This is a genomic window from Acinetobacter sp. G11, assembly GCF_049808495.1.
GTDB classification, from domain to species: Bacteria; Pseudomonadota; Gammaproteobacteria; order Pseudomonadales; family Moraxellaceae; genus Acinetobacter; species Acinetobacter kookii.
Map to the genome: position 1 here is coordinate 28,001 of NZ_JBNCAT010000014.1, position 20,908 is coordinate 48,908.

General features: G+C 40.5%; 17 protein-coding genes and 2 pseudogenes. 11 read left to right on the forward strand and 8 right to left on the reverse strand.

Going from position 1 to position 20,908, the window contains the following annotated elements:
* The first annotated feature begins 16 nt into the window (after nt 1-16).
* Entirely contained in the window at nt 17-730 is a 714-nt protein-coding gene (locus tag ACPUEY_RS07240) for a hypothetical protein (RefSeq protein WP_425121662.1), read from the forward strand.
* Nucleotides 731-804: 74 nt separating this feature from the next.
* Here ACPUEY_RS07240 and ACPUEY_RS07245 read toward each other — a convergent pair whose 3' ends face one another.
* Both ACPUEY_RS07245 and baeS read right to left on the reverse strand, forming a co-directional pair.
* The gene (locus ACPUEY_RS07245) at nt 805-1,491 is read right to left on the reverse strand and encodes a response regulator (RefSeq protein WP_131274647.1); all 687 of its coding nucleotides are present in this window, start codon (nt 1,489-1,491) and stop codon (nt 805-807) included.
* Nucleotides 1,492-1,504: 13 nt separating this feature from the next.
* Nucleotides 1,505-3,166 carry a sensor histidine kinase efflux regulator BaeS gene (baeS, locus tag ACPUEY_RS07250; RefSeq protein ID WP_425121663.1) on the reverse strand — a complete coding sequence of 554 codons (1,662 nt, stop codon included), beginning with the start codon at nt 3,164-3,166 and terminating at the stop codon, nt 1,505-1,507.
* Nucleotides 3,167-3,301: 135 nt separating this feature from the next.
* On the opposite strand from baeS, the gene ACPUEY_RS07255 reads away from it, so the two are divergent.
* From ACPUEY_RS07255 to ACPUEY_RS07265, 3 genes are all read left to right on the forward strand, one after another.
* Complete coding sequence (locus ACPUEY_RS07255) at nt 3,302-3,952, forward strand: hypothetical protein (protein ID WP_092820342.1); 651 nt, start codon at nt 3,302-3,304, stop codon at nt 3,950-3,952.
* A 297-nt stretch (nt 3,953-4,249) separates the two neighbouring features.
* Entirely contained in the window at nt 4,250-6,052 is a 1,803-nt protein-coding gene (locus ACPUEY_RS07260; RefSeq protein ID WP_092820341.1) for an acyl-CoA dehydrogenase C-terminal domain-containing protein, read from the forward strand.
* 169 nt (nt 6,053-6,221) lie between these two features.
* On the forward strand, nt 6,222-8,003 hold the full coding sequence (locus ACPUEY_RS07265) for an acyl-CoA dehydrogenase C-terminal domain-containing protein (protein ID WP_425121664.1): 1,782 nt from the start codon (nt 6,222-6,224) through the stop codon (nt 8,001-8,003).
* A 66-nt stretch (nt 8,004-8,069) separates the two neighbouring features.
* On the opposite strand, the gene ACPUEY_RS07270 is transcribed toward ACPUEY_RS07265, so the two are convergent.
* Complete coding sequence (locus ACPUEY_RS07270; protein ID WP_425121665.1) at nt 8,070-8,279, reverse strand: hypothetical protein; 210 nt, start codon at nt 8,277-8,279, stop codon at nt 8,070-8,072.
* 168 nt (nt 8,280-8,447) lie between these two features.
* Between ACPUEY_RS07270 and ACPUEY_RS07275 the strand changes: the two genes are divergently transcribed.
* Complete coding sequence (locus ACPUEY_RS07275; protein ID WP_425121666.1) at nt 8,448-8,945, forward strand: phosphate-starvation-inducible protein PsiE; 498 nt, start codon at nt 8,448-8,450, stop codon at nt 8,943-8,945.
* 63 nt (nt 8,946-9,008) lie between these two features.
* Here ACPUEY_RS07275 and ACPUEY_RS07280 read toward each other — a convergent pair whose 3' ends face one another.
* Nucleotides 9,009-9,461: an RcnB family protein gene (locus tag ACPUEY_RS07280; protein ID WP_131274651.1), complete on the reverse strand. Its 453-nt coding sequence runs from the start codon at nt 9,459-9,461 to the stop codon at nt 9,009-9,011.
* Between the two features lie 184 nt (nt 9,462-9,645).
* Between ACPUEY_RS07280 and ACPUEY_RS07285 the strand changes: the two genes are divergently transcribed.
* Nucleotides 9,646-10,098 (forward strand): hypothetical protein, encoded by a 453-nt coding sequence (locus ACPUEY_RS07285; RefSeq protein ID WP_092820356.1) that lies wholly within the window; start codon nt 9,646-9,648, stop codon nt 10,096-10,098.
* Nucleotides 10,099-10,189: 91 nt separating this feature from the next.
* Here ACPUEY_RS07285 and ACPUEY_RS07290 read toward each other — a convergent pair whose 3' ends face one another.
* The 3 genes and pseudogenes from ACPUEY_RS07290 to ACPUEY_RS07300 form a co-directional block, all read right to left on the reverse strand.
* Nucleotides 10,190-11,653, reverse strand: coding sequence for a phospholipase D family protein (locus ACPUEY_RS07290; RefSeq protein WP_425121667.1), 1,464 nt, complete (start codon nt 11,651-11,653; stop codon nt 10,190-10,192).
* Nucleotides 11,654-11,760: 107 nt separating this feature from the next.
* Nucleotides 11,761-13,869, reverse strand: a complete 2,109-nt coding sequence (gene znuD, locus ACPUEY_RS07295; protein WP_425121668.1) for a zinc piracy TonB-dependent receptor ZnuD — start codon at nt 13,867-13,869, stop codon at nt 11,761-11,763.
* 129 nt (nt 13,870-13,998) lie between these two features.
* A pseudogene (locus ACPUEY_RS07300) lies at nt 13,999-14,658 on the reverse strand (IS982 family transposase); the annotation flags it as partial.
* Between the two features lie 433 nt (nt 14,659-15,091).
* Between ACPUEY_RS07300 and ACPUEY_RS07305 the strand changes: the two are divergent.
* From ACPUEY_RS07305 to ACPUEY_RS07325, 5 genes and pseudogenes are all read left to right on the forward strand, one after another.
* Nucleotides 15,092-16,438: an O-antigen ligase family protein gene (locus tag ACPUEY_RS07305; protein WP_425121669.1), complete on the forward strand. Its 1,347-nt coding sequence runs from the start codon at nt 15,092-15,094 to the stop codon at nt 16,436-16,438.
* A 75-nt stretch (nt 16,439-16,513) separates the two neighbouring features.
* On the forward strand, nt 16,514-18,304 hold the full coding sequence (aspS, locus tag ACPUEY_RS07310) for an aspartate--tRNA ligase (protein ID WP_092820333.1): 1,791 nt from the start codon (nt 16,514-16,516) through the stop codon (nt 18,302-18,304).
* Between the two features lie 116 nt (nt 18,305-18,420).
* The gene (locus tag ACPUEY_RS07315) at nt 18,421-18,642 is read left to right on the forward strand and encodes a hypothetical protein (RefSeq protein ID WP_131274343.1); all 222 of its coding nucleotides are present in this window, start codon (nt 18,421-18,423) and stop codon (nt 18,640-18,642) included.
* A gap of 194 nt (nt 18,643-18,836) precedes the next feature.
* Complete coding sequence (locus tag ACPUEY_RS07320; RefSeq protein ID WP_092820331.1) at nt 18,837-19,700, forward strand: lysophospholipid acyltransferase family protein; 864 nt, start codon at nt 18,837-18,839, stop codon at nt 19,698-19,700.
* A gap of 104 nt (nt 19,701-19,804) precedes the next feature.
* Nucleotides 19,805-20,030: pseudogene (locus tag ACPUEY_RS07325) on the forward strand (hypothetical protein).
* Nucleotides 20,031-20,126: 96 nt separating this feature from the next.
* On the opposite strand, the gene ACPUEY_RS07330 reads toward ACPUEY_RS07325, so the two are convergent.
* The gene (locus ACPUEY_RS07330) at nt 20,127-20,897 is read right to left on the reverse strand and encodes a glycosyltransferase family 25 protein (RefSeq protein ID WP_092820330.1); all 771 of its coding nucleotides are present in this window, start codon (nt 20,895-20,897) and stop codon (nt 20,127-20,129) included.
* Nucleotides 20,898-20,908: the final 11 nt, after the last annotated feature.

Below are 20,908 nucleotides of genomic sequence, written 5' to 3' on the forward strand. Positions count from 1 at the left end.
TATTTTATTTAAACATATGAAATCAAAACTCTATGAAATAAATTTTCAAGAAGCCAATAAATTTCTAAATTTTGAATTTGAGGATCAACTAACTCAGATAGAAATCGAAAATAATTACTACAAAGTACAAACTCTATTAAAAAGGCGAAATTGGCTGAATTTAGTCGGAAATAGATTTAGTTGGCTTTTTATTAGAGATTTAATTGAATTATATCCTCAGACATTTTCTCCTATGTCTGTAGTTTCAATCATTAATGAAATTGAAATACTTGAAAATGTTGTTGAATATAAATCTCTTACAGGTAAGCCCAAAACATTAGGCGGCAGATATCTTACAGGACTAAAAAGGAAACACTATGTTCAAGATAGCTTAGATAATTTAAAAAAAAACTGTTTAGATGAAATAAATAAAACAACAGTACAGAAAAAAATTAGAGAAGAAGCTTCTGAACTTGAAAAGTTGCAAGGTAAAGAGATTACAATTTATCAAGCTCTAACTATTCTCGGAAAAAATCTTTGGACTCCCTATATAGATCGACTAGCTCCTGAAAAAAATGTTTATAAAAAACACCTAACAGGTGAATGGATTATCTATTATGAAAATGAAGGGCTAAACTATTATTTAGCTCTATGGGGACATGATTTAGATGACTCTATAAAAGCTCAACAAATTAAACTTTTTTGTACTCAAGAATTCCCCGAGCTTAAGATATTGAAGCATTTAGATTGAGTATTTAAAATTATAAAAAACCGATAGCGAATAATTTTTTATTCGCTATTTGTTATTAATAACAGTTTTCTTTCTTAATCCTCAGGATATTCAAAACGGTAACCTACTCCATACACCGCCTGAATCCACTCATGACGGTTGCCAGTTTCGGCAGCATCCGAAATTTTACGGCGCAGGTTTTTAATATGGCTATCAATCACTCGGTCTGCCACATCAAAACTGTCCGGATTAATATGATCTAACAATTGCGCACGTGAATACACCTGCCCAACATGCTCCAAAAATAACTCCAATAAACGGAATTCGGTTGGCGTCAGGTTCAAGGTTTTTTGTTGATACCAGATGCGTTGCTGGGCTTTATCCATACGGAACAGGCTGTTCTGCTCAGGTTCGGCATGACGGTCCAGGCGACGCAACACCGCTTGTACCCGTGCAACCAGTTCTTTCGGGCTAAAAGGCTTGCAAATATAATCATCTGCGCCCATGTTTAAGCCCAGTACACGGTCAATTTCTTCAGTCCGTGCAGTCACCATAATAATCGGCAAATCGGACTGTTCACGCACTTTACGGCAAATAGTCAGGCCATCCATACGTGGCACCATCAGATCCAGAATCATTAAACTGGGTTTACGTTGCAGAAAGCTGTCATAGGCTTCTTGCCCATCATGAAACATACTGACTTCAAAACCCGCAGCTTCCAGATAGTCCCGCACCAGTTGTGCAAGTTCCACTTCATCTTCTACCAGCATGATATGTTTCATGAATGTTATTCCTTTATTTGTTTAACTGTTTTGGAAAAGTCAATTTGCAACGCAAACCGCCTAATGGAGAATGATCAAAACTCAACTGTCCACCCATTGCCTGCGCAATTTTACCAGATAATGCCAGACCCAAGCCTGTTCCCCCGGTACTACGGGTACGGGAATCATCCACACGATAGAAACGCTCGCCTAAACGTGCCAACTGTTCGTCACTCAAGCCAAGCGGACTGTCATCCACAATCACACTCCAATGGGTGGCTGATTGCTCGGTATGCACACGAACTTCGCCGCCTGCTTCAGTATAACGAATACTGTTACCCAGCAAGTTGACCATAATTTGTTTAAAACGATCTATATCTAATTGTAAATTCGCACCTTCACCCTGCACTGAAACGGATAGATCAGCCTGGGCAAATTTAGGCTTGAAGTTTTCAACTTCTTGCAGCACCACATTCCACGGATTGACGTCTGCCATATAGCATTTCAACTGTTGTGCTTCAGCCTGAGCCAGGTCGGCCAGATCCTGAGTGAGTTTTTTCAGGCTGGTGACCTGGCGCAGCATTGATTCAAAATGTTCCGGTGTCGGTTTGCGAATACCATCCTGCATCGCCTCAATTTGTGCTTGCAGTACCGCCAATGGTGTTTTTAATTCATGTGAAGTATCTGCCACCCACTGACGGCGTGAGGTTTCATGCTGATCCAGAATGACCGCCAGATGGTTCAACTCTGTCGATAAATCACCCAGCTCATCATTGCGGTTGACTGTGACCTGATGCTGGAAATTGCCTTTGGTCAGTTCGCGGGTCCCTTGCAGCAAACGCTGAATGGGCGTTTTAAAATAAGTGGCCAACAATAAAGCCGCGACCAAGCTGGTCAGGAACGTTAAACCATATACCAATAATAAATAACGCTTTTGATTACTAAAAAAGTTAATGCTTGAAGCATCATCCTGATCCAGCACCGGCTTCAAGCCTAAATAACCAACTACCTTGTTATTCACCATAATCGGACGGTATGACACTGGAATATCGGATGGCTCACCAACGACAAACTGTTTTTTGGCATCATACAGCGACAAGCGGGAACTTAAGCCCAAACGGTCCGGCAAAGAAATAAACTGCTTTTTCTTAGCTTGAGTGGATGTTGCATCGGCAGGCTTATCTTCAGCTTTCCGGTCAGAGCGGAAGATATTTTGATTGGCACTGAGTGGAAATTTAAGCCCTTCAAAAGGCTGATACTCGGAAGGTAAATTCAACTCGATTAGGCGCAATTCTTCTGCGTCTAAAATCGGTTTGCTCGGTCCGGTTTTATTTAAACTCGGAGACACACTCAGCAAGGTATTGTCCTGAAAATAACGCTGTTGCAAGGCAATATCATATTGACGGCGTAACCACCAGCGAGACAGACGGTCATAGTCATCCGGTGCAGCAGTGCCTTCTATTTGCAGGATTTGCGCCTGAATGGCATTGCCCCAGTCATGATAAACCGAATAGACGCCTGCCAGATTACTGATCACATGATCCAGCTTCTGCATTTCCACATCCGCGACATAGCGGGCGAAGTTCTTTTGCATGGTCCAATGCAATACACCCAGGCTGACCGTCGTAATCACCAAGGTAGTGAACAGTACGGTCAGAAACAGGCGTAAGGCAATCGGAACACGGCGAATCTTCAAAAGTTAAGTCTCAATCTTTTTTCTCAATGAATTATTGTAACGAACCTTCTAAAAAAATACTCTTCATTGTTTCTTCATCATTATTGTTTAATCTTTAACATATCAAATTTCGTTTTTTCATTGGAGATAACAACAATGAATTCCATGACAAAAATGGCTTTAGTCGGTGCCAGCGTACTCAGTATGGGTGTTTTGACAGCCTGCCAATCGACCAGCACGGTTCAGGACAAAGATGGTGACCACCCGCGCATGATGCGAGACCATCATCCAAAGCATGAGCGCAACATGACACCCGAACAGCGTGAGCAGTGGCAGCAGGTCCGTGCCGAACGCCAGCAAATGATGAAAAGCATGAAAACAGCCTGTGACGGCAAAGCCGTGGGTTCTGCGGTACAAATCAAGGCAGGTGAAAGAAGCATTGCTGGGACTTGCGTGACGCATTTCACTCCCGATCGTGCAGAGATGAAGCGCATGCGTGGCGAAATGAGAGCGATGCACATGCAAGCTGATCATCGTGCCATGCAGGGTGAAATGAAAGGCATGTACAGGATGCAACACGATGAACCGCTGACTGATGCCAAACGCGCAGAATTGACCAGACAATTTGACCAGCGCCTCGCTCAGCACCAGGCACATCAGCAAGCCATGTTAAAAGCTTGCCAAGGTCAACCTCATGGTAAGGCGGTTCAAGTCAAAATGGGCACACACACCCTCAATGGTAAATGTGAAGTCCACTTTCAGCCTAAAGCCCCTATGGGTTCCACAACAGCAAAACCTGCATCATAAAATTTACCCAAAGTTAAAAAGGCGCAGCTCTGCGCCTTTTTTATTGCCTGTCAAAAATTAAACCATTTGACTATTTATGCCACTCACAAAGCCATAAAAGCATTTACACTCAAGATACTTAGCCATTTCAAATTATAAATCTTTGACTTTACAGTCACCAAGAAAAAGCCCCTAACGCTTGTACCAAGGGGGAAGATGTTGCACGATTGAGCCATACAAATACGTGTCATTGAAGATACGTTCCAATGTTTATTTAGAATTATTAACGCTGGTTAAACCAGTATTGAGGAAACCGATATGCCACAATACAAAGCGCCCTTACGTGATATGCAATTTGTTCTACATGAATTGTTAAATGCTGAACAACATTATGCAAGCTTGCCTGCATTTTCTGACACCGTAAGCCGTGAATTGGTTGATCAATATTTAGAAGCTGCGGCTGACTTCTGTGAAAATGAATTGTCTCCAATCAACCAAAGCGGTGACCGCGAAGGTTGTACCTGGAATGATGGTGTGGTAACTACACCTACAGGCTTTAAAGAAGCCTATCAAAAATATATCGAATTGGGTTTCCCGTCATTATCTGCTGAAGAGCAATACGGTGGTCAAGCCTTGCCTGTTTCTTTAGGCAACGTGATCTCTGAAATGGTGGGTACTGCAAACTGGGCATGGGGTATGTACCCTGGTCTTTCACACGGTGCTGTCCGTACCCTGGAACATCACGGCTCTCAAGAACAAAAAGATACTTACTTGCCTAAGCTGGTTTCAGGTGAGTGGACCGGTACCATGTGCTTGACAGAATCTCACGCAGGTTCAGATCTGGGAATTATCCGTACCAAAGCTGAACCGAATGCAGATGGCAGCTACGCAATTTCTGGCGAGAAAATCTTTATCTCTGCTGGTGAACACGACATGGCAGAGAACATTATTCATATCGTGTTGGCGCGTCTTCCGGGTGCACCAAAAGGTACTAAAGGTATCTCTTTATTTATCGTACCGAAATTTAACCTCAATGCTGATGGTTCACTTGGCGAACGCAATACCGTTCGCTGTGGTTCAATTGAACACAAAATGGGTATTCATGGTAACGCAACCTGTGTACTCAATTTTGATAACGCAAAAGGCTTCCTGATTGGCCCTGAAAACCGCGGCTTAAACTGCATGTTCACATTCATGAACACTGCCCGTATTGGTACTGCGGTACAAGGTCTTTCAGCTTCTGAAGGCGCGTTCCAAGGTGCATTGGCTTATGCTAAAGACCGTTTGGCAATGCGTTCACTTTCAGGCGTTAAAGCGCCAGAAAAAGAAGCAGACCCAATTATTGTTCACCCTGCTGTACGCAACATGCTATTAACGCAAAAATCTTTTGCTGAAGCTGGCCGTGCATTGGTTTACTTATTGTCTTTCTATGCAGACACGGTAGAGCAAGGTGCAACTGAAGAAGAACGTAAAGCTGCGGACAACATGTTGTCACTACTTACCCCGATCGCAAAAGCATTCTTGACTGAAACCGGTTCTGAATCTGCGAAACACGGTGTTCAAGTATTCGGTGGTCACGGTTTCATCTCTGAACACGGTATGGAACAGATTGTTCGTGATACACGTATCGCTTGCTTGTACGAAGGTACCACTGAAATTCAGGCGCTTGACTTGCTAGGTCGTAAAGTTTTGGGTACTCAAGGTGCAATGTTGAAAGACTTCACCAAAGTCATCCATAAATTCTGCGAAGCCCACAAAGACAATGCTGCAATGAAAGAATTTGTTGAACCACTTGCTGCTCTGAACAAAGAGTGGGGTGATTTGACTATGCAGATTGGTATGCGTGCAATGCAAAACCCGGATGAAGTTGGCGCTGCTGCAGTAGATTACCTGTACTTCTCTGGCTATGTAACGCTTGCTTACCTATGGGCTCGTATGGCACTTGTTGCTCAAGAAACATTGGCTGCTGGTACAACTGACGTAGATTTCTACAACGCGAAAGTGACTACTGCCCGTTTCTACTTCAAGAAAATTCTTCCACGCGTTCGCTCACACGTTGAGGTGATTGCGGGTGGTGTTGAGCCATTACTGGCTTTAGATGCTGAACACTTCGCATTCTAAGTACAGGATTTTTAAACTGAGGTGAGAAAAAGGACAGTCATGTTTTTGGCAGTCCTTTTTCTTTATCAAATAAACAAAAAAATTAACCTTTAGTCGTCTAACCACATGAATTTTCATCTATTAGACTGATCAAACCGAACTGAATCAAACAATAAACAGGTGACTCACTATGCCAATCTATAATGCACCTCTTGCAGATATGAAATTCATTCTGAATGATGTTTTCAATGCAGAACAATTCTGGCAAGCCAATGAAAATCTTGCTCATGTTGATGCAGCAACAGCTGAAGCCATTCTTGAAGAAATGGCGAAATTTGCGCAAAACGTGACTTTGCCTTTAAACCGTACGGGTGATGAAGAAGGCGCTAAAATTGAAAATGGCAATGTGACGACCCCTGCGGGCTTTAAAGAAGCTTTCAAACAATATGCAGAAGGCGGCTGGATTGGTCTGGGTGCTGACGCTGAATGGGGCGGTCAGGAAATGCCAAAAATGCTGACCGTGCTTTCTGATGAAATGCTGTTTGCAACCAACCCATCTTTTATGCTCTACCCGCTTCTGTCTGTCGGTGCAGGTATGGCATTAAACAGCTATGCTTCCCAAGAGCAAAAAGAAACTTACCTGCCTAAAATCTACTCGGGCGAATGGTCAGGTACCATGTGCTTGACCGAGCCACATGCAGGGACGGACTTGGGCATTATCAAAACCAAAGCAGAACGCAATGAAGATGGCACTTATAACATTACCGGTACCAAAATTTTCATTACCGGTGGTGATCATGACCTGGCTGAAAACATCATTCATCTGGTCCTTGCGAAAACGCCAGATGCACCTGCCGGTTCCCGTGGTATTTCATTGTTTATCGTCCCGAAATTCCTGGTGAATGAAGACGGTTCTTTGGGTGAGCGTAACCATACAGGTCCAGGTTCAATCGAACACAAAATGGGTATTAAAGCCTCTGCGACTTGCGTGATGAATTTTGACGGTGCCAAAGGCTATCTGGTCGGTAAAGAAAACGAAGGCCTGGCTGCCATGTTCGTGATGATGAACTACGAACGTCTGTCTATGGGGATCCAAGGTCTGGGGGCTTCTGAATTTGCTTACCAGAATGCTGCGCAATATGCGACGGACCGTCTTCAAGGTCGTAGCGCTTCTGGCGTGAAATCTCCAAACAAACCTGCGGACAGCATTTTGGTCCATGGTGACGTGCGTCGTATGTTGCTCAATGCGCGTGCCAACAACGAAGCATCTCGTGCTTTTGCGGTGTATGTCGGTCAACAGCTTGACATTACCAAGTTCTCGACCGATGCCGAAGCGGTAAAGAAAGCCAATGACCGTGTTGCGCTATTAACTCCAATCGCAAAAGCTTACCTGACTGACACTGCATTTAACGCAACTTTAGATGCGCAAATGGTTTTCGGTGGTCATGGCTTCATTCGTGAATGGGGCATGGAACAATGTATCCGTGACTTGCGTATCTCGCAGATTTATGAAGGCACCAACGGGGTTCAGTCTCAAGATTTGATCGGCCGTAAGACCATTAAATGTGGCGGTGCCTTCATTGCAGAATACATCCAGGAAATCCGTGATTTTGCCAATGGCTTGGATGCGGATCTAAACTTCATTAAAGATGCCACTTTAGATGCAGCAGCAGAAGTTGAATCGGTCACTCAATATATTCTTGAGGCCAGCAAAGAAAATGTTGACTTCCCGAATGCAGCAGCTGTGGATTATCTGCATGCGGTGGGTCTGCTCAGCTTCTCTTACATGTTTGCGAAAATTGCCCATGCAGCGAAAGCCAAAGACGGCGAGTTCTATCAAAATAAATTGTCACTGGCACTTTACTTTGTACAACGCATTCTGCCTGAACTTGCACTGCGCATTACCAAAGTAAAAGCCGGTGCTGAAGTGGTCATGAACTTCTCTGAAGACTACTTTACCAATCAGGCTTAATCCTGCACAAAGATAAGCAATAAAAAACGCCTGCAAATGCAGGCGTTTTTTATTGCTTAAAATAAATTAGATTTTTTCCACAATAATAGAATCTGAAACCTTTTTGTCACTTTGAGCATTTTGATTAATTTTCACAATTTTAATCACGCCTTCAGCTTGTAAATTTTCGCATAATGCAATCAGCTTCTGCATTTCGTCCATTTTAATCCCTGAACCTAAAATAAGTTTTTTACCATTCTGTAAATTATTAATTTTTGTTTGAATTATTTCTAACATTTTCTTTTCCCTAATCAATGAAATAACCATTCATACATTACATGAATTTAGTATAAAAAAAATACACTCCCTTAAATTATTTACAATCTTTCATTTTTCCACTTCTAATGTGCATGAAAATTGCATGATATTTCATCTAAATAACCATTTAAGATACAGGAGGAAAAGATGCAAAAACCTGATAGCAAAGTTGAAAAAATTGAGACCCTCCTCGACCGTTTTGGAAATATCGCCGTAGAAAGCTTTCACTATATTGCACTGTTTATTATTGGCTGTATGGTGATCTGGTCTGCCGGACATACGGTATTTGAAATTTTAACCATTAAACAGTTTGCGACCATTGACGATATTCTGCTGCTGTTTATTTATCTTGAACTGGGTGCCATGGTCGGTATTTACTTCAAAACCAATCATATGCCAGTGCGTTTTTTAATTTATATTGCCATTACTGCCCTGACCCGTTTACTTATTTCAGATATCCAGCATGACCATAAAGCCGATATGGATCTGGTGATTATTACCGGTTCAATCCTAATCCTGGCATTTGCGATTTTGGTGGTGCGTTTCTCTTCCTGGACTTATCCATCTGTCATTCGTGACAAACATTCAGAAAAAACGCTACCTGTAGACAAAACCCCTCGACCACAAGATGATGAATTAGCTTAATATGTTAAAAGCCCCTCTTTTTAAAGAGGGGTTTGGGGAGATTTAATCATTTAAAATGAATCTTTAACGATTCGGCACCAGCACATAACGCCCATTTTCAAAAATCCAATAAGTACCATTCGGTGGTGCAGGTAAACCTAAACGCTGCCAATCGCTGATAAAGGTATAACGCGAACTTTCAATCCTTGAAGTGTTGGGATCTCCATTAACCCAGCTATAGCTTTGTGAATTTTGCGTGATGGTGGTAGGTGCCTGATATTGAATGCTGATGCCATTCTGAATAACCGGATAATGCTGGTGATGCGCTGGACGTTGCGGATAATTCGGATAGTGCTGTGGATAGTTATGCTGAGGATAACTGTTTTGTGGATAATGATTTTGCGGATAATGAGGACGATGTTGATACCGGGTGGTATCTACCCCGCGATAATTTGACCAGCGATTTTCCGCCTGCGTTGTTGCAGAAGCCCCCAAGAGCATGATACCACTCAAAGCACAAAGAACTGCCAATTTCATAAGAGCCACCCCACCTACTTTATAAAGCTTATTTTAATCCCTAGTCTAGGATAAAAAATGAATAAAAAAACGGCAAATGCAAAGTTTTGTAAATGAAATATTTCACGGATTTTCTCTGCAGACACATCCCGGCTCAAATGATGAGTATGCTAAAATGCCGTTTTTTATTATGGGATCAAACAGAGTGTCTGATTTAAGTTTTGACCGCCTACATCAATTCTTTTGCAAGGTTCCAAGTATTCAAGAATCTTTAATTAATGCCTATGGTTCCGATGGTCAACATGCCTGGTGGTTCAAATTTCAAATCAATGTGGAACATCCTCTGGCATGGCAAACCGTACAGGAACTGGGTCATGTACTGAATTACATTTCCAAGAATGAACGTTTACCGACACAGTTTTTACCGGTTTCTCCGCCACCTTATATGAATGGTGAAGCCAAAGACTTTTTGGCCTGGGTCATTCAGTGCAACCATCCCGATTTTCCGCCCGATGTGGTCTGTGACTGGCTAGAAGCACGTTTACCGCAGCCGGTTGAAGATGAAAGCCAGTGGAAAATTAAAACGGATATAAAAGAGCTGGATAAAATCTCTGACAAAGATTTGGATCAGATGGTGCCGCCTAATCCGCAACAATAAAAAAGTGTGTAATGCGCTAAAATCCCTCCTGACCTCCCTTTATAAAGGGAGGAAAGTCCCTCTTTTTCAAAGAGGGACTTAGGGAGATTATTTAAAACGTCGACAATCCGCTCCATTCCATAAAACGGTAAATTCCATATTTCAGTTTCGATTCATCTGCGTATTGACTGTAATCCACACTCATGTTTTTACCATCCAGATTCGACCAAGCCGTATCAAAATAAGCCTGAGCATCGGTAAACACCGGTGCTTGCAATGAACCGACCACGCGTAAATTGGTTTCCAGATTATAGTTTTTAATGTTTCGTACAGTAAAATTGGCTGAACCCAAAATCATTTCAGATTGCTGTGCATTTGATTTAGTAATCATCTTGCTATGACATTGTTCACCCTGAGTATTACACCAACGCACCGGCACACCGGCAGCATTGAGTTCAGAAGCCACTTGCCGGTTAGGAATCCCATTTTTCTTACGCCCAAATGCGTCCTTATTCGGATCGAGCAATACACGGACTTTTACCCCACGCTCATGTGCAGCAATCAAGGCTTTGACAATATGCCGTTCAGACAAATAGAACATGGCCAAATCAATCCGCTCTTTGGACTTGGCCGTTTCAATCAGTTTGAGTGTTGCATCGTAAATCGCTTTTTCAGTCAGCACCTGAACCTGGGGTAAAGACCGATCCCCCTCAAACTCACCAATAATGACCATTGGAATGTCAGCTTTGGACATCCGGCCCACAGCTTGCTCGGTCTTCAATACATCAATGGCGGTATTGCCCGTTACCAGCAAGGCCACATTGGAATGACGAGAACTGCCATCATGCGGATTGGCTGAAGTCACCAAGGCTTTCCAGCCCTGAGCCGTATCGACCACCACGGTTTTACGGTGATTGGCTCTAAAATTAAACAAATTAAAATAACTGCGCAGGGTAATTTTCTGCTGACCAAACGGATTGGCGAGCCAGCCTTTTTCAGGATTATTGCCGGCATCCTGACAACAGAGATACCAGAAGCCAGACCATAAGGGATTGGATGCACGCAGTGGGCGTAAATCCGTTTCAATCACGTCAATGCCTGCATTGCGTAACTGACGGTAATGCTCGGGTGCAAGCCCCCCATAGACGGAATTAATCGGGTCGGTAATGACCCTGATTTCAATATTTGGCTGCACACCGCGTTTTAAAATCAAGGCATTCGTAAGTTGTTGTGCCAATGTCTGATGCGCTCGTGTCGATTCGCCCACTTCGCTATTGAACAAGAACATGTCCAGTACAATGGTGGTTTGCGCTTCATCAATCAACTTTAACATTTCATTAAAAATATGATGGTCTTGCTGCTGTTTTCCAGTTGCATCCAGATAGGTTTGATCAGCAATAAACTTCACCTCGGCATGACGTAACTTACCGGTAAAATTCAGGCCTTCAGGCAAAGGTTTATAAGTATGATAAATGGCCGATGAGAGATATCCCAAAGCCAGCAAACCGACGATCACGCTGACATAACGACGGCGTGACCAATTCAGTTTCTGATGAATTCGTTGAAAAATACGCATAACAAAAAACCTAGTCCAATGTCATCAGACTAGGTTTTATTGCTTGATTTATCAAGAGGATTTCTGTTTCACCTGCTTGAATCAACCCCTCCCGGGATCACTTTTGTCTAGAAATCGAATTCCAGACCAACAGTAAAGTTGCGTCCCACCTGCGGAATATTCGACAGGAATGAAGCGTGTGAATAGACTTGATCATCCAGCAGGTTATTGGCTTTAAAGTAGACACGGTAATCATTACGATCTTTCATCTGGCCCGCATAAGACAGCCCCAGATTCAGCATGTTGTAGCCGTTGGTTTCCTGTTCATAGCTGGCAATTTTGTCTTGCTTAAAGACATGGTAAAACTCAGCCAGACCGGACCAGTGGTCATCAAAACTTGCATCCACTTTGCTCCCTAGACGGCCTGCCGGAACACGGGGTGCATTTTCACCGTCAATTTTGCCGCGGACATAGTCGCCAAACACACTGAGCTTATACATGTCATTGATCTGATAACCGGCTTGTGCTTCTGTACCATAGAATGTGGCTTTGTCTTGGGTGTAGTTGATACCACGTAAGTTGCCTTGTTCTGCAACCGTAGCCCCATAAATATAATCATTAAACCAGTTATGATAAATATGCACGTGATAGTCGAGTTTATCGCCTTCATAATGCAGGCCCAGTTCCAGATTGTTGGAGCGTTCCTTATTCAGATCCGGATTACCGACTTCATAAGTATTCGTGGCAAAATGCATGCCATCTGCATAGAGTTCCTGAGCGAGCGGTAAACGCTGCTGATGTGAACTCACCAATGACAGTTTATAGTTTGGTGCAAATTCCCAGTTTGCAGCTGCAGAAGCCGATACACCTGTGCCTGAATAATCTTTTTGCTCAGACTCTACTGCAATTTTCTGATGTTCAACACGCGCACCTAGCTCCACATGTACATCACCCAGCTGCTTATGCTCCAAGGCAAACAGACTGTATTTTTCAGTTTTTGTGTTCGGCATCACCACACTTGAACCATGGACATGATGCTCTGCATCATTTTCATCGCCCTCTTCATGTTCGTCATGCTCGGACGCAGCAAGATCAATCTTTTGCTGACTATACTGCGTTCCAATCACGCCTTCCCAGCCAGCGACAGGCACATGTACCAGCTCCAAACGGCCATCATAACCTTTACTCTTGAAGTTACTGATGACTTCACTTTCTTCAAGTTCATCATGCTCATAATCGGTAAAGCTGGCATGGGCACGCAGTTTCTCGAAACCGGCAAAAGGCTGTTCCAGCTCGGTACGCACCTCATAACGCTCAGATTTTAAATCTACCCATGGTCCGCCATGTTCTTCTTCATGTGCTGGTGCATTTGGATCTGGCTCTGGACAACCGTGAAAATGATCGCCATGCAGTACACAACCATGATATTCATGGCTATGCCCCGGCAGACCATATTCATCCTGTCGGTTGCTATAGGATAAACCGACAAAGCCACGATCATGAATCCATGAACCACCAATATTCACGGCCTGGCTTTCAGCAAAAGTATTCGCGACTCGGCGTTCTTTTTCTAATTCCCCTTCATGTTCATGAAAATAATCCGGCGCAAAATAGTCATTGGCTTTACGTTTCGAACCTTCTACACGTAAAGCAAAGTTTTCACCAATACCCGCTGTTAAACCAGCACTCGCTAATTTTTCATCGCTACCCGTGTTGTAACGCAAGCCCACCTGACCTTCATACCCTTTTTCAGGCATTTGAGTCGGAATTTTCTGGTCAGTAACATTGACCAGTCCACCCACTGTTCCTGTGCCATACAGCAAGGTCGATGGTCCACGAATAATCTCAACCTGTTTTGCCAGAATCGGATCAACAATGACGGCATGGTCTGGTGAAAGCGTAGAGACATCCGCCGTTTCAGAGGCATGTTGCAAGATTTTCACTCGTGGACCGTCCTGACCACGAATCACCGGACGGCTGGAACCTGAACCATACTGGTTTGAAGATACCCCCAGCTCACCTGCCAAAGCATCACCAATAGTCGTACCACCTTCGGCAAGCTTTTTATGATCAATCACTTGATCGGCAACTGCAAAATCTGCAGCCGACTGTACCAAGGGATGTGCCTGCAATTTGATGGTGGAGAGTTGTTGAGTTTGACGCTCTTCATCAGCAAAAACAGCAGGTGCAATGACGGCAAAAATAGAAAGTGTAATTAAATTCTTATGAAGAAGCATGGAACGGACTCAAAGCTGCAATTTCTGAATATTGTTATAATATAACATTTCATTTTTTTTGCAATAAAACATTTCTTCCACATACTTAGACTAAACTGTAGTGCTTTCCTAATAAAAGCTGAATTCTGTTTAAAACGACAATTCCATAATTTGAATTGCAGGCTTATTTCGATGATTCAATTGGTATGCACATAACGAAGCATAGATTCCACTTAAGAAGCCTGAAATACTCCGGGCTTTACTCGTCACTAAATAGTATTGCCTTTCAATAGGCTAAATAACGTTCCTATTTTATTACACTGTTTTAAGTGATATTTATCTGATACAGACAGTTGAACAGACTTCATGTTCTTTCAATGATAGGTGATTAAATTAATACCTTGATTCTTTAATCTATTTTTTACGTCTTGGCTGATATAGCCATGATCTGCATAGAGTTTTGCTTGTAAACCATTAACGAGCTATTCAACCATGTTAATAGCCACTTTGTATGCCCATTCGATAAAGCTGTACGGACAATCTCGCCTGACTGACTCATGATGACATGCAGCTTACAACCAAAAAACCAGTGCATTGAGCTGTTACCTCGAGATACGATGTTGGTTAATGATCTATGGCGTTGAATCCATTGATTTTTACAGACAGGTAGTGTGGTTGACTCAATCCATAAATATTGGCTCTGTTGCACTTTTATTAAGGTGCGATGTAAAGCATGGAGTGCCAGTTGATGCATATTGATGAGGTGAATCATACGTTGGAACAAGGTACGCTTTTAAATAGATGCTTTTTACTTTATCTCTTGTGGTAGTTGTGATTGGTACAATGCTACAGATTTATAGCGATTATCTACTTAGGAAAATTCTAATATCCAACATTTATGGGAGCTCACTGACCATCCAACCTTATAGATTAGACTAGTTTTTACAGTCTACAGTATCGTCTATATCAAAAATTTATTTACTTTCCCCGTAATCCAATATGATTTAGGCATTTAAAATTTTTACTCCACTATTAAATTCTTTATAGGTATTGTACTTGCAGTACTTTTTAGCACAACCATACCTCATTTATCATAAGCTAAATCATGCTCTACCCTGTATTCCAAAATAAAAAACAACTAATTGAATTAAATAAATTTTTATTAAAAATCCAAATAAAAAAACAAATGATTGAATTAGATTAGAAAACAGTTAAAATATTTTTTTTTAACTAAAATCATACGATGTTTCACTCTAAATTTTTTGATTCTGAAAATTTTATATATTTTTTCACTACAGCTATTTATGTAATTTTTTTCTTTAATTTAACAATAAATGATGGTTCTGACAGATCTTTACTTAAATTTTTTGCATTTTTAGCAATCTTATTTTTTTTTACAAAAAAAATTAAAATTCACACCAACCTATATTTTATTTTAATTACAATTACCCCATTTTTATTTATTAGCTTAAATGAAATTATAATAAATAAAAATATTATTCCCAGCAACCAATTAGCATGGTTTTCGCACACCTCTGAGCTATATAAATTCCAATTTATATACACACTATTTTTTCTTTTTTTACCGGCCCTAATCTTAAATACAAAATTCTGCAGTGAAGTTTTCTTTAAAATAATTAATATCACTGTACTAATATCAATTCCATTTAATATTTATATAAATTTAAGTTCTCATTTCGATAGAGATTTAATTGCCAAAGAACTTAATCCTGTCATTCTTTATGATTATTCTTTAATCGCTATCAGTTTATTAACATTCTGTTATGGATTCTATAAAAAAAATAAAACAGCGTATATTTTTATATTTTTAAGCTTGATTAATATTTTATTAATTTGTCTTCATGGTACGAGAGGTGCATGGCTAGGTATACCAATTATATTTCTTATAGTTTTTATTATTTTTTACAAGAAAAATTTTTTAAAAATTCTAACAATTTTTGGTGTAAGTTTACTATTAATAGCAATAGTCCTGATGATACCTAACAATCCAATACAAACGAGACTACAAGCACTTAAATCAGATGAGTATAATATTGTACACAATCAGAATTATAATACCAGTGTGGGTACTCGATTATCCCTTTGGGAACTTTCTCTAGAAAAATTCAAAGAAGCCCCGCTTACTGGAATCGGAATTGTACAGTTTAAAGAAGATATATGTGAATTAAACCGACAAGGAAAAATTGGAGAATGTACAATACATGCCCATAATATTTTCTTTCAAATTCTAGCGACACAGGGACTGTTAGGAATTTTAGCTTTATTAACTCTGCTGCTCCTTCCTCTTCAGTTTTTTATACAATCGCTCAGAAAAAATTCGAACAATGAAGAGATAAGACTTCTATGCTGTGCAGGGATTTCTTTTATTGTTTATATCATTATCTGTGGCTTAACTGACTTTTATTTTTATGCTCCACGTCAAACTATACTTTATTATCTTGTAATATTTACTTTAATGTCTCTAATCCTAAAAAATCTCCAACATGAATCCTCAAATCGTTTGCAGAAAGTAAGTGGGGGAGAATTTAACAATGTGAATCCTTGTGAGGAAATTGATAAAGAGGCATAATTCAACACTCGAAAAAAGCGGTACGCTGTTTACGTATACGCTGACCTTAACCCATATAGTTGGATTTTTTACGCTATGATGCGAACTCATTACTGTGGCTCATTAACTGAAGCCCAAATTGACCAAACCGTAACATTATGCGGTTGGGTTCACCGTCGCCGTGACCACGGTGGTGTTATCTTCCTGGACATGCGTGACCGTGACGGTCTGGTTCAGGTGGTGATCGATCCAGATACCCCGGAAGCATTCTCAACTGCTGACAAGGCACGTTCTGAATTCGTATTAAAAATCACAGGTCGTGTACGTCGCCGTTATGAAGGCACAGAAAATGCCAACATGGTGAGTGGTCAAATCGAAGTTTTAGCAAAAGACATCGAAGTTCTTGCTACTTCAGAAACTCCTCCTTTCCCATTGAATGACGAAAACACCAACATTTCTGAAGAAATCCGTTTGAAATATCGCTTTCTAGATATTCGCCGTCCAGAAATGTTAGATCGCCTGCGTTTCCGTTCTAAATTGACAAACCTGATTCGTAACTACTTCGAAGAAAATGGTTTCCTGGACGTTGAAACGCCGATCTTGACCCGTGCGACACCTGAAGGTGCACGTGACTATTTAGTTCCAAGTCGTGTTTCTAACGGTAGCTTCTACGCACTTCCACAATCTCCACAGCTATTCAAGCAGTTGTTGATGGTGGGTGGTATTGATCGTTACTATCAAATTGCGAAATGTTTCCGTGATGAAGACTTACGTGCAGACCGTCAGCCTGAATTCACCCAGATCGACGTTGAAACATCGTTCATGAGTGACGATGACATCATGGATTTGATGGAACGTTTAACGGTCAAGATGTTCGATGAACTTCTGGACGTAAAATTCGACAAATTCCAGCGCATGACCTATGCAGATGCAATGCGTGATTACGCATCTGACAAACCGGACTTGCGTATTCCTTTGAAACTGGTTGACGTTGCAGACATGATGCAAGACGTTGAGTTCAAAGTATTCGCAGGTCCTGCTAAAGACCCTAAAGGCCGTATTGTTGCGCTTCGCGTACCGGGTGCAGGTTCTCTTCCACGTAGCCAGATCGACGAATACACGAAATTCGTGGGTATCTACGGTGCCAAAGGCTTGGCTTACATTAAAGTCAACGAACTTGAAAAAGGCATTGAAGGTCTTCAATCTCCAATCGTGAAATTTATCGAGCCAATCGTGCTGGATCTGTTGAAACGTGTTGGTGCTGAAAATGGCGATATCGTGTTCTTCGGTGCGGACAAAGCCAAAGTTGTAAATGATGCAATGGGCGCTTTACGTATCAAGATCGGTCATGACATGAACATGGCGACTTGTGAGTGGGCTCCGCTTTGGGTTGTTGACTTCCCGATGTTCGAAGAAACTGATGATGGCAAATGGACTTCTGTTCACCACCCGTTCACACTGCCAAAATCAAGTGTAGAAGAAGTGAAGAACAATCCAGGTCAAGCATTGTCTGTGGCTTATGATATGGTATTGAACGGTACCGAAATTGGTGGCGGTTCACTTCGTATCTATACGCTCGAGATGCAAAAAGCGATCTTTGAAGCGCTTGGCATTTCTGAAGAAGAAGCCGAAGAGAAATTCAGCTTCTTGCTCAATGCTTTGAAATTCGGTGCACCTCCGCACGGTGGTTTGGCATTCGGCCTGGACCGTCTTGTCATGCTGATGACAGGTTCATCTTCAATCCGTGACGTGATTGCATTCCCGAAAACCAAGACAGCTGAATGTCCGTTGACTCAAGCTCCTGCTCCAGTTGAAGGCAATCAATTACGTGATTTGGGTATTCGCTTACGTGAAAAACCAAAAGCTGAAACTAAACAAGAAGTTTAATGTTTTTCTAGTACAGTGACCAAAACCCTGCTCAGGCAGGGTTTTTTATTAAATTGAGATTGGTTTCTGGTAATGGCATAATAATGCTGTTTTTCTATTATTGAGTTAAGCAAGCTATGGCTATGCGTCCCGCTGTTCGTAATCGTGGCATTATGTTGATTGTGTTTTCTGTTGTGCAGTGGCTATTTATGCGTTATATCCTGGCCAATGGCTTATTTAACATGGATACCAATGAACGCATTCTTTATTTTTGTGTAAGTAGTCTAGGTGGGGCCTTGCTTATTTTTGTCGGCTTGATTTATATGGTTTTAAAAGGCAATGCCGATAAACCTCAATAACTTATTTTATTAATCCACTGAATACCACCATGAACTTCAGTGGTTTCTGTAATTTGTGTTTTCTTTATTTTGTTCTCAAGACTTTTAACTCCTACTCTGTAGTTTAGAAACGGCGCAACATCATTGATGCGATAAAACTCTTTCCAAAATTTTCTTTTCATTCTCTATTTTTGGTTTTTTAGAGTTGCTCTGTCATGTATTTTCTATTTAAAGTTGTTGCCCTGCTGCCACTTTCGGTTTTGCAATTCATTGCTTTTTGGATCGCCCTTCTCCTTAATAGTCATAATTCCTCTATGAAGCGGATTACGCGGATCAATCTACAATTGGCTTATCCAGAATTGAACGCATCACAACAAAAAACTCTGATCAGAAAAAGCTTAATTAGCCAATGTATGACTTATGTGGAATCCATTAAATGCTGGGGTATGTCGCCTGAATATAGTTTGAATCAGCTAAAAAATATTTATGGTGAACAGCACCTTACTCAAGCCTTAGCCAATAGCAAAGGCGTAATTGTGGTGGTTGCCCATTTTGGCTGTTGGGAACTTTTAAATGCATGGCTGAATCTGCATACTTCTCCCATGATTATGTATAAACCCAACAAAAACAAAGCTGTGAATCGTTTTATGTGGGAAGCAAGACAACGATTAAATGCAACTCTCGTCCCGACAGATGAAAATGGTGTGCGTGCAATCTTTAAGCACCTCAAGCAAGGTGGACTGACAGTCATTTTGCCAGATCATCTTCCTAAAGCATCCGGTGGTATCTATTCAAACTTCTTTAGGCAAAATACCTTATCGACGACACTGGTGTCAAAACTGGCCAATAAAACTCAATGCAATATCATTGGGCTTAGTTGTATACGGGATGAAATTTCCGGTTTCAGTGTCCACTGTTCAGTTTTGACAGATGACATCTTGTCGAATGATTTACAGACTTCAGTTGATAGCCTTAATCAAAATCTTGAAAGCATGATTAATGTTGCGCCTGAGCAATATGTTTGGTCTTATAAACGGTTTAGAAACTGTTATGGAAACGTCAATCCTTATAAAATTTAAACGTGTATTTCTCTTTACATTAAATTAGATGATTAGACCACTATAATGGAATAAATTGAGATTAGTAATCACTAATAACATTCTAGGATTGAGTTAAGCAAGCTATGACTATGCATCCCGCTGTTCGTAATCGTGGTATTATGTTGATTGCATTTTCTATCGTAAAATAGCTTTTCATGCGGTACATTTTGGCGAATAATTTTTTTTGCGCTCGCCAAAGAGCGTATTCTATATTTTTGCGTAAGTAGCATTGCTGGTGCTTTCGTAATTTTTGTTGGCTTGATTTATATGATCTTGAAAGCTATTAAAAAGCGGAAAACTGAACCTTGATTAAATTTTAAAAACCAATCAATTTTCTAATTTTGATCAGTTTTTTGCAACTACTTTTACTTTATAAAACATTAAATTTAATTCATTACTAACTACTTAATAATATGTAGAATTAGTTTTTTTTAATATAAATTTTATTAATGAATCAAGAAATTTATTTAATTTATTCTTTTTAAATTTTGGTTTAAAACCTTTAAACAATCGTTCAGACTCTAAAGAGCTTTGATACAAATAATTTCCGGTTATTTCTGGATGCTCAAATAAATGTGTTGCATAAAAATTATAATTTTTACTTAAATACCTTAACCCTCCCCAGTGATCATAGATATGAGGAATTTCATGATAATCAACTAATAACTTTGCCATTGACTTATCAACAATATAAGCGCAAGCATATGAAAATTTTGAGATATAATAAGGATGCAATTTCAAAATGTGTTTTCCACATATTAATTTTTCTAATTTAATCCCTCTAACTTGATTGTTTATTTTCAATTGAATACCACAAAGACTGAATAAGAAGCATTCGGATAGATTTAGTTTTTCTATCTGTTCTTCCAAAGAATTCAAATCAAAATGATTTATTTGAATTATGTCATCTTCAATTATCAATGCATATTTTTCGTTCGAATTTATAAAATCTCTCAAGGATTTAACATGTGATAAAGTACATCCAAGCTCGCCAGGACTTAAAGGTTCTATTTGCCTTGCAACACCCATCTTGTAATATTCTAATATTGGTAAATCAATTCCGCGTACTCCTACTTTTGTAAATTCATCTTTATAGCTTTTAAAAATACTTTGTTCAAAAAGATTATTTAAACGCTGGCTATCAACAGTTTCAATACTAATTAAATACTTTTTCATTTATTTACAAA

Coding starts and splice junctions, on each gene's coding strand:
- ACPUEY_RS07240 (WP_425121662.1), top strand. CDS start 17: ATGAAATCAAAACTCTATGAAATAAATTTTCAAGAAGCCAATAAATTT.
- ACPUEY_RS07245 (WP_131274647.1), bottom strand. CDS start 1,491: ATGAAACATATCATGCTGGTAGAAGATGAAGTGGAACTTGCACAACTG.
- ACPUEY_RS07255 (WP_092820342.1), top strand. CDS start 3,302: ATGAATTCCATGACAAAAATGGCTTTAGTCGGTGCCAGCGTACTCAGT.
- ACPUEY_RS07260 (WP_092820341.1), top strand. CDS start 4,250: ATGCCACAATACAAAGCGCCCTTACGTGATATGCAATTTGTTCTACAT.
- ACPUEY_RS07265 (WP_425121664.1), top strand. CDS start 6,222: ATGCCAATCTATAATGCACCTCTTGCAGATATGAAATTCATTCTGAAT.
- ACPUEY_RS07270 (WP_425121665.1), bottom strand. CDS start 8,279: ATGTTAGAAATAATTCAAACAAAAATTAATAATTTACAGAATGGTAAA.
- ACPUEY_RS07275 (WP_425121666.1), top strand. CDS start 8,448: ATGCAAAAACCTGATAGCAAAGTTGAAAAAATTGAGACCCTCCTCGAC.
- ACPUEY_RS07280 (WP_131274651.1), bottom strand. CDS start 9,461: ATGAAATTGGCAGTTCTTTGTGCTTTGAGTGGTATCATGCTCTTGGGG.
- ACPUEY_RS07290 (WP_425121667.1), bottom strand. CDS start 11,653: ATGCGTATTTTTCAACGAATTCATCAGAAACTGAATTGGTCACGCCGT.
- znuD (WP_425121668.1), bottom strand. CDS start 13,869: ATGCTTCTTCATAAGAATTTAATTACACTTTCTATTTTTGCCGTCATT.
- ACPUEY_RS07305 (WP_425121669.1), top strand. CDS start 15,092: ATGTTTCACTCTAAATTTTTTGATTCTGAAAATTTTATATATTTTTTC.
- aspS (WP_092820333.1), top strand. CDS start 16,514: ATGATGCGAACTCATTACTGTGGCTCATTAACTGAAGCCCAAATTGAC.
- ACPUEY_RS07315 (WP_131274343.1), top strand. CDS start 18,421: ATGGCTATGCGTCCCGCTGTTCGTAATCGTGGCATTATGTTGATTGTG.
- ACPUEY_RS07320 (WP_092820331.1), top strand. CDS start 18,837: ATGTATTTTCTATTTAAAGTTGTTGCCCTGCTGCCACTTTCGGTTTTG.
- ACPUEY_RS07330 (WP_092820330.1), bottom strand. CDS start 20,897: ATGAAAAAGTATTTAATTAGTATTGAAACTGTTGATAGCCAGCGTTTA.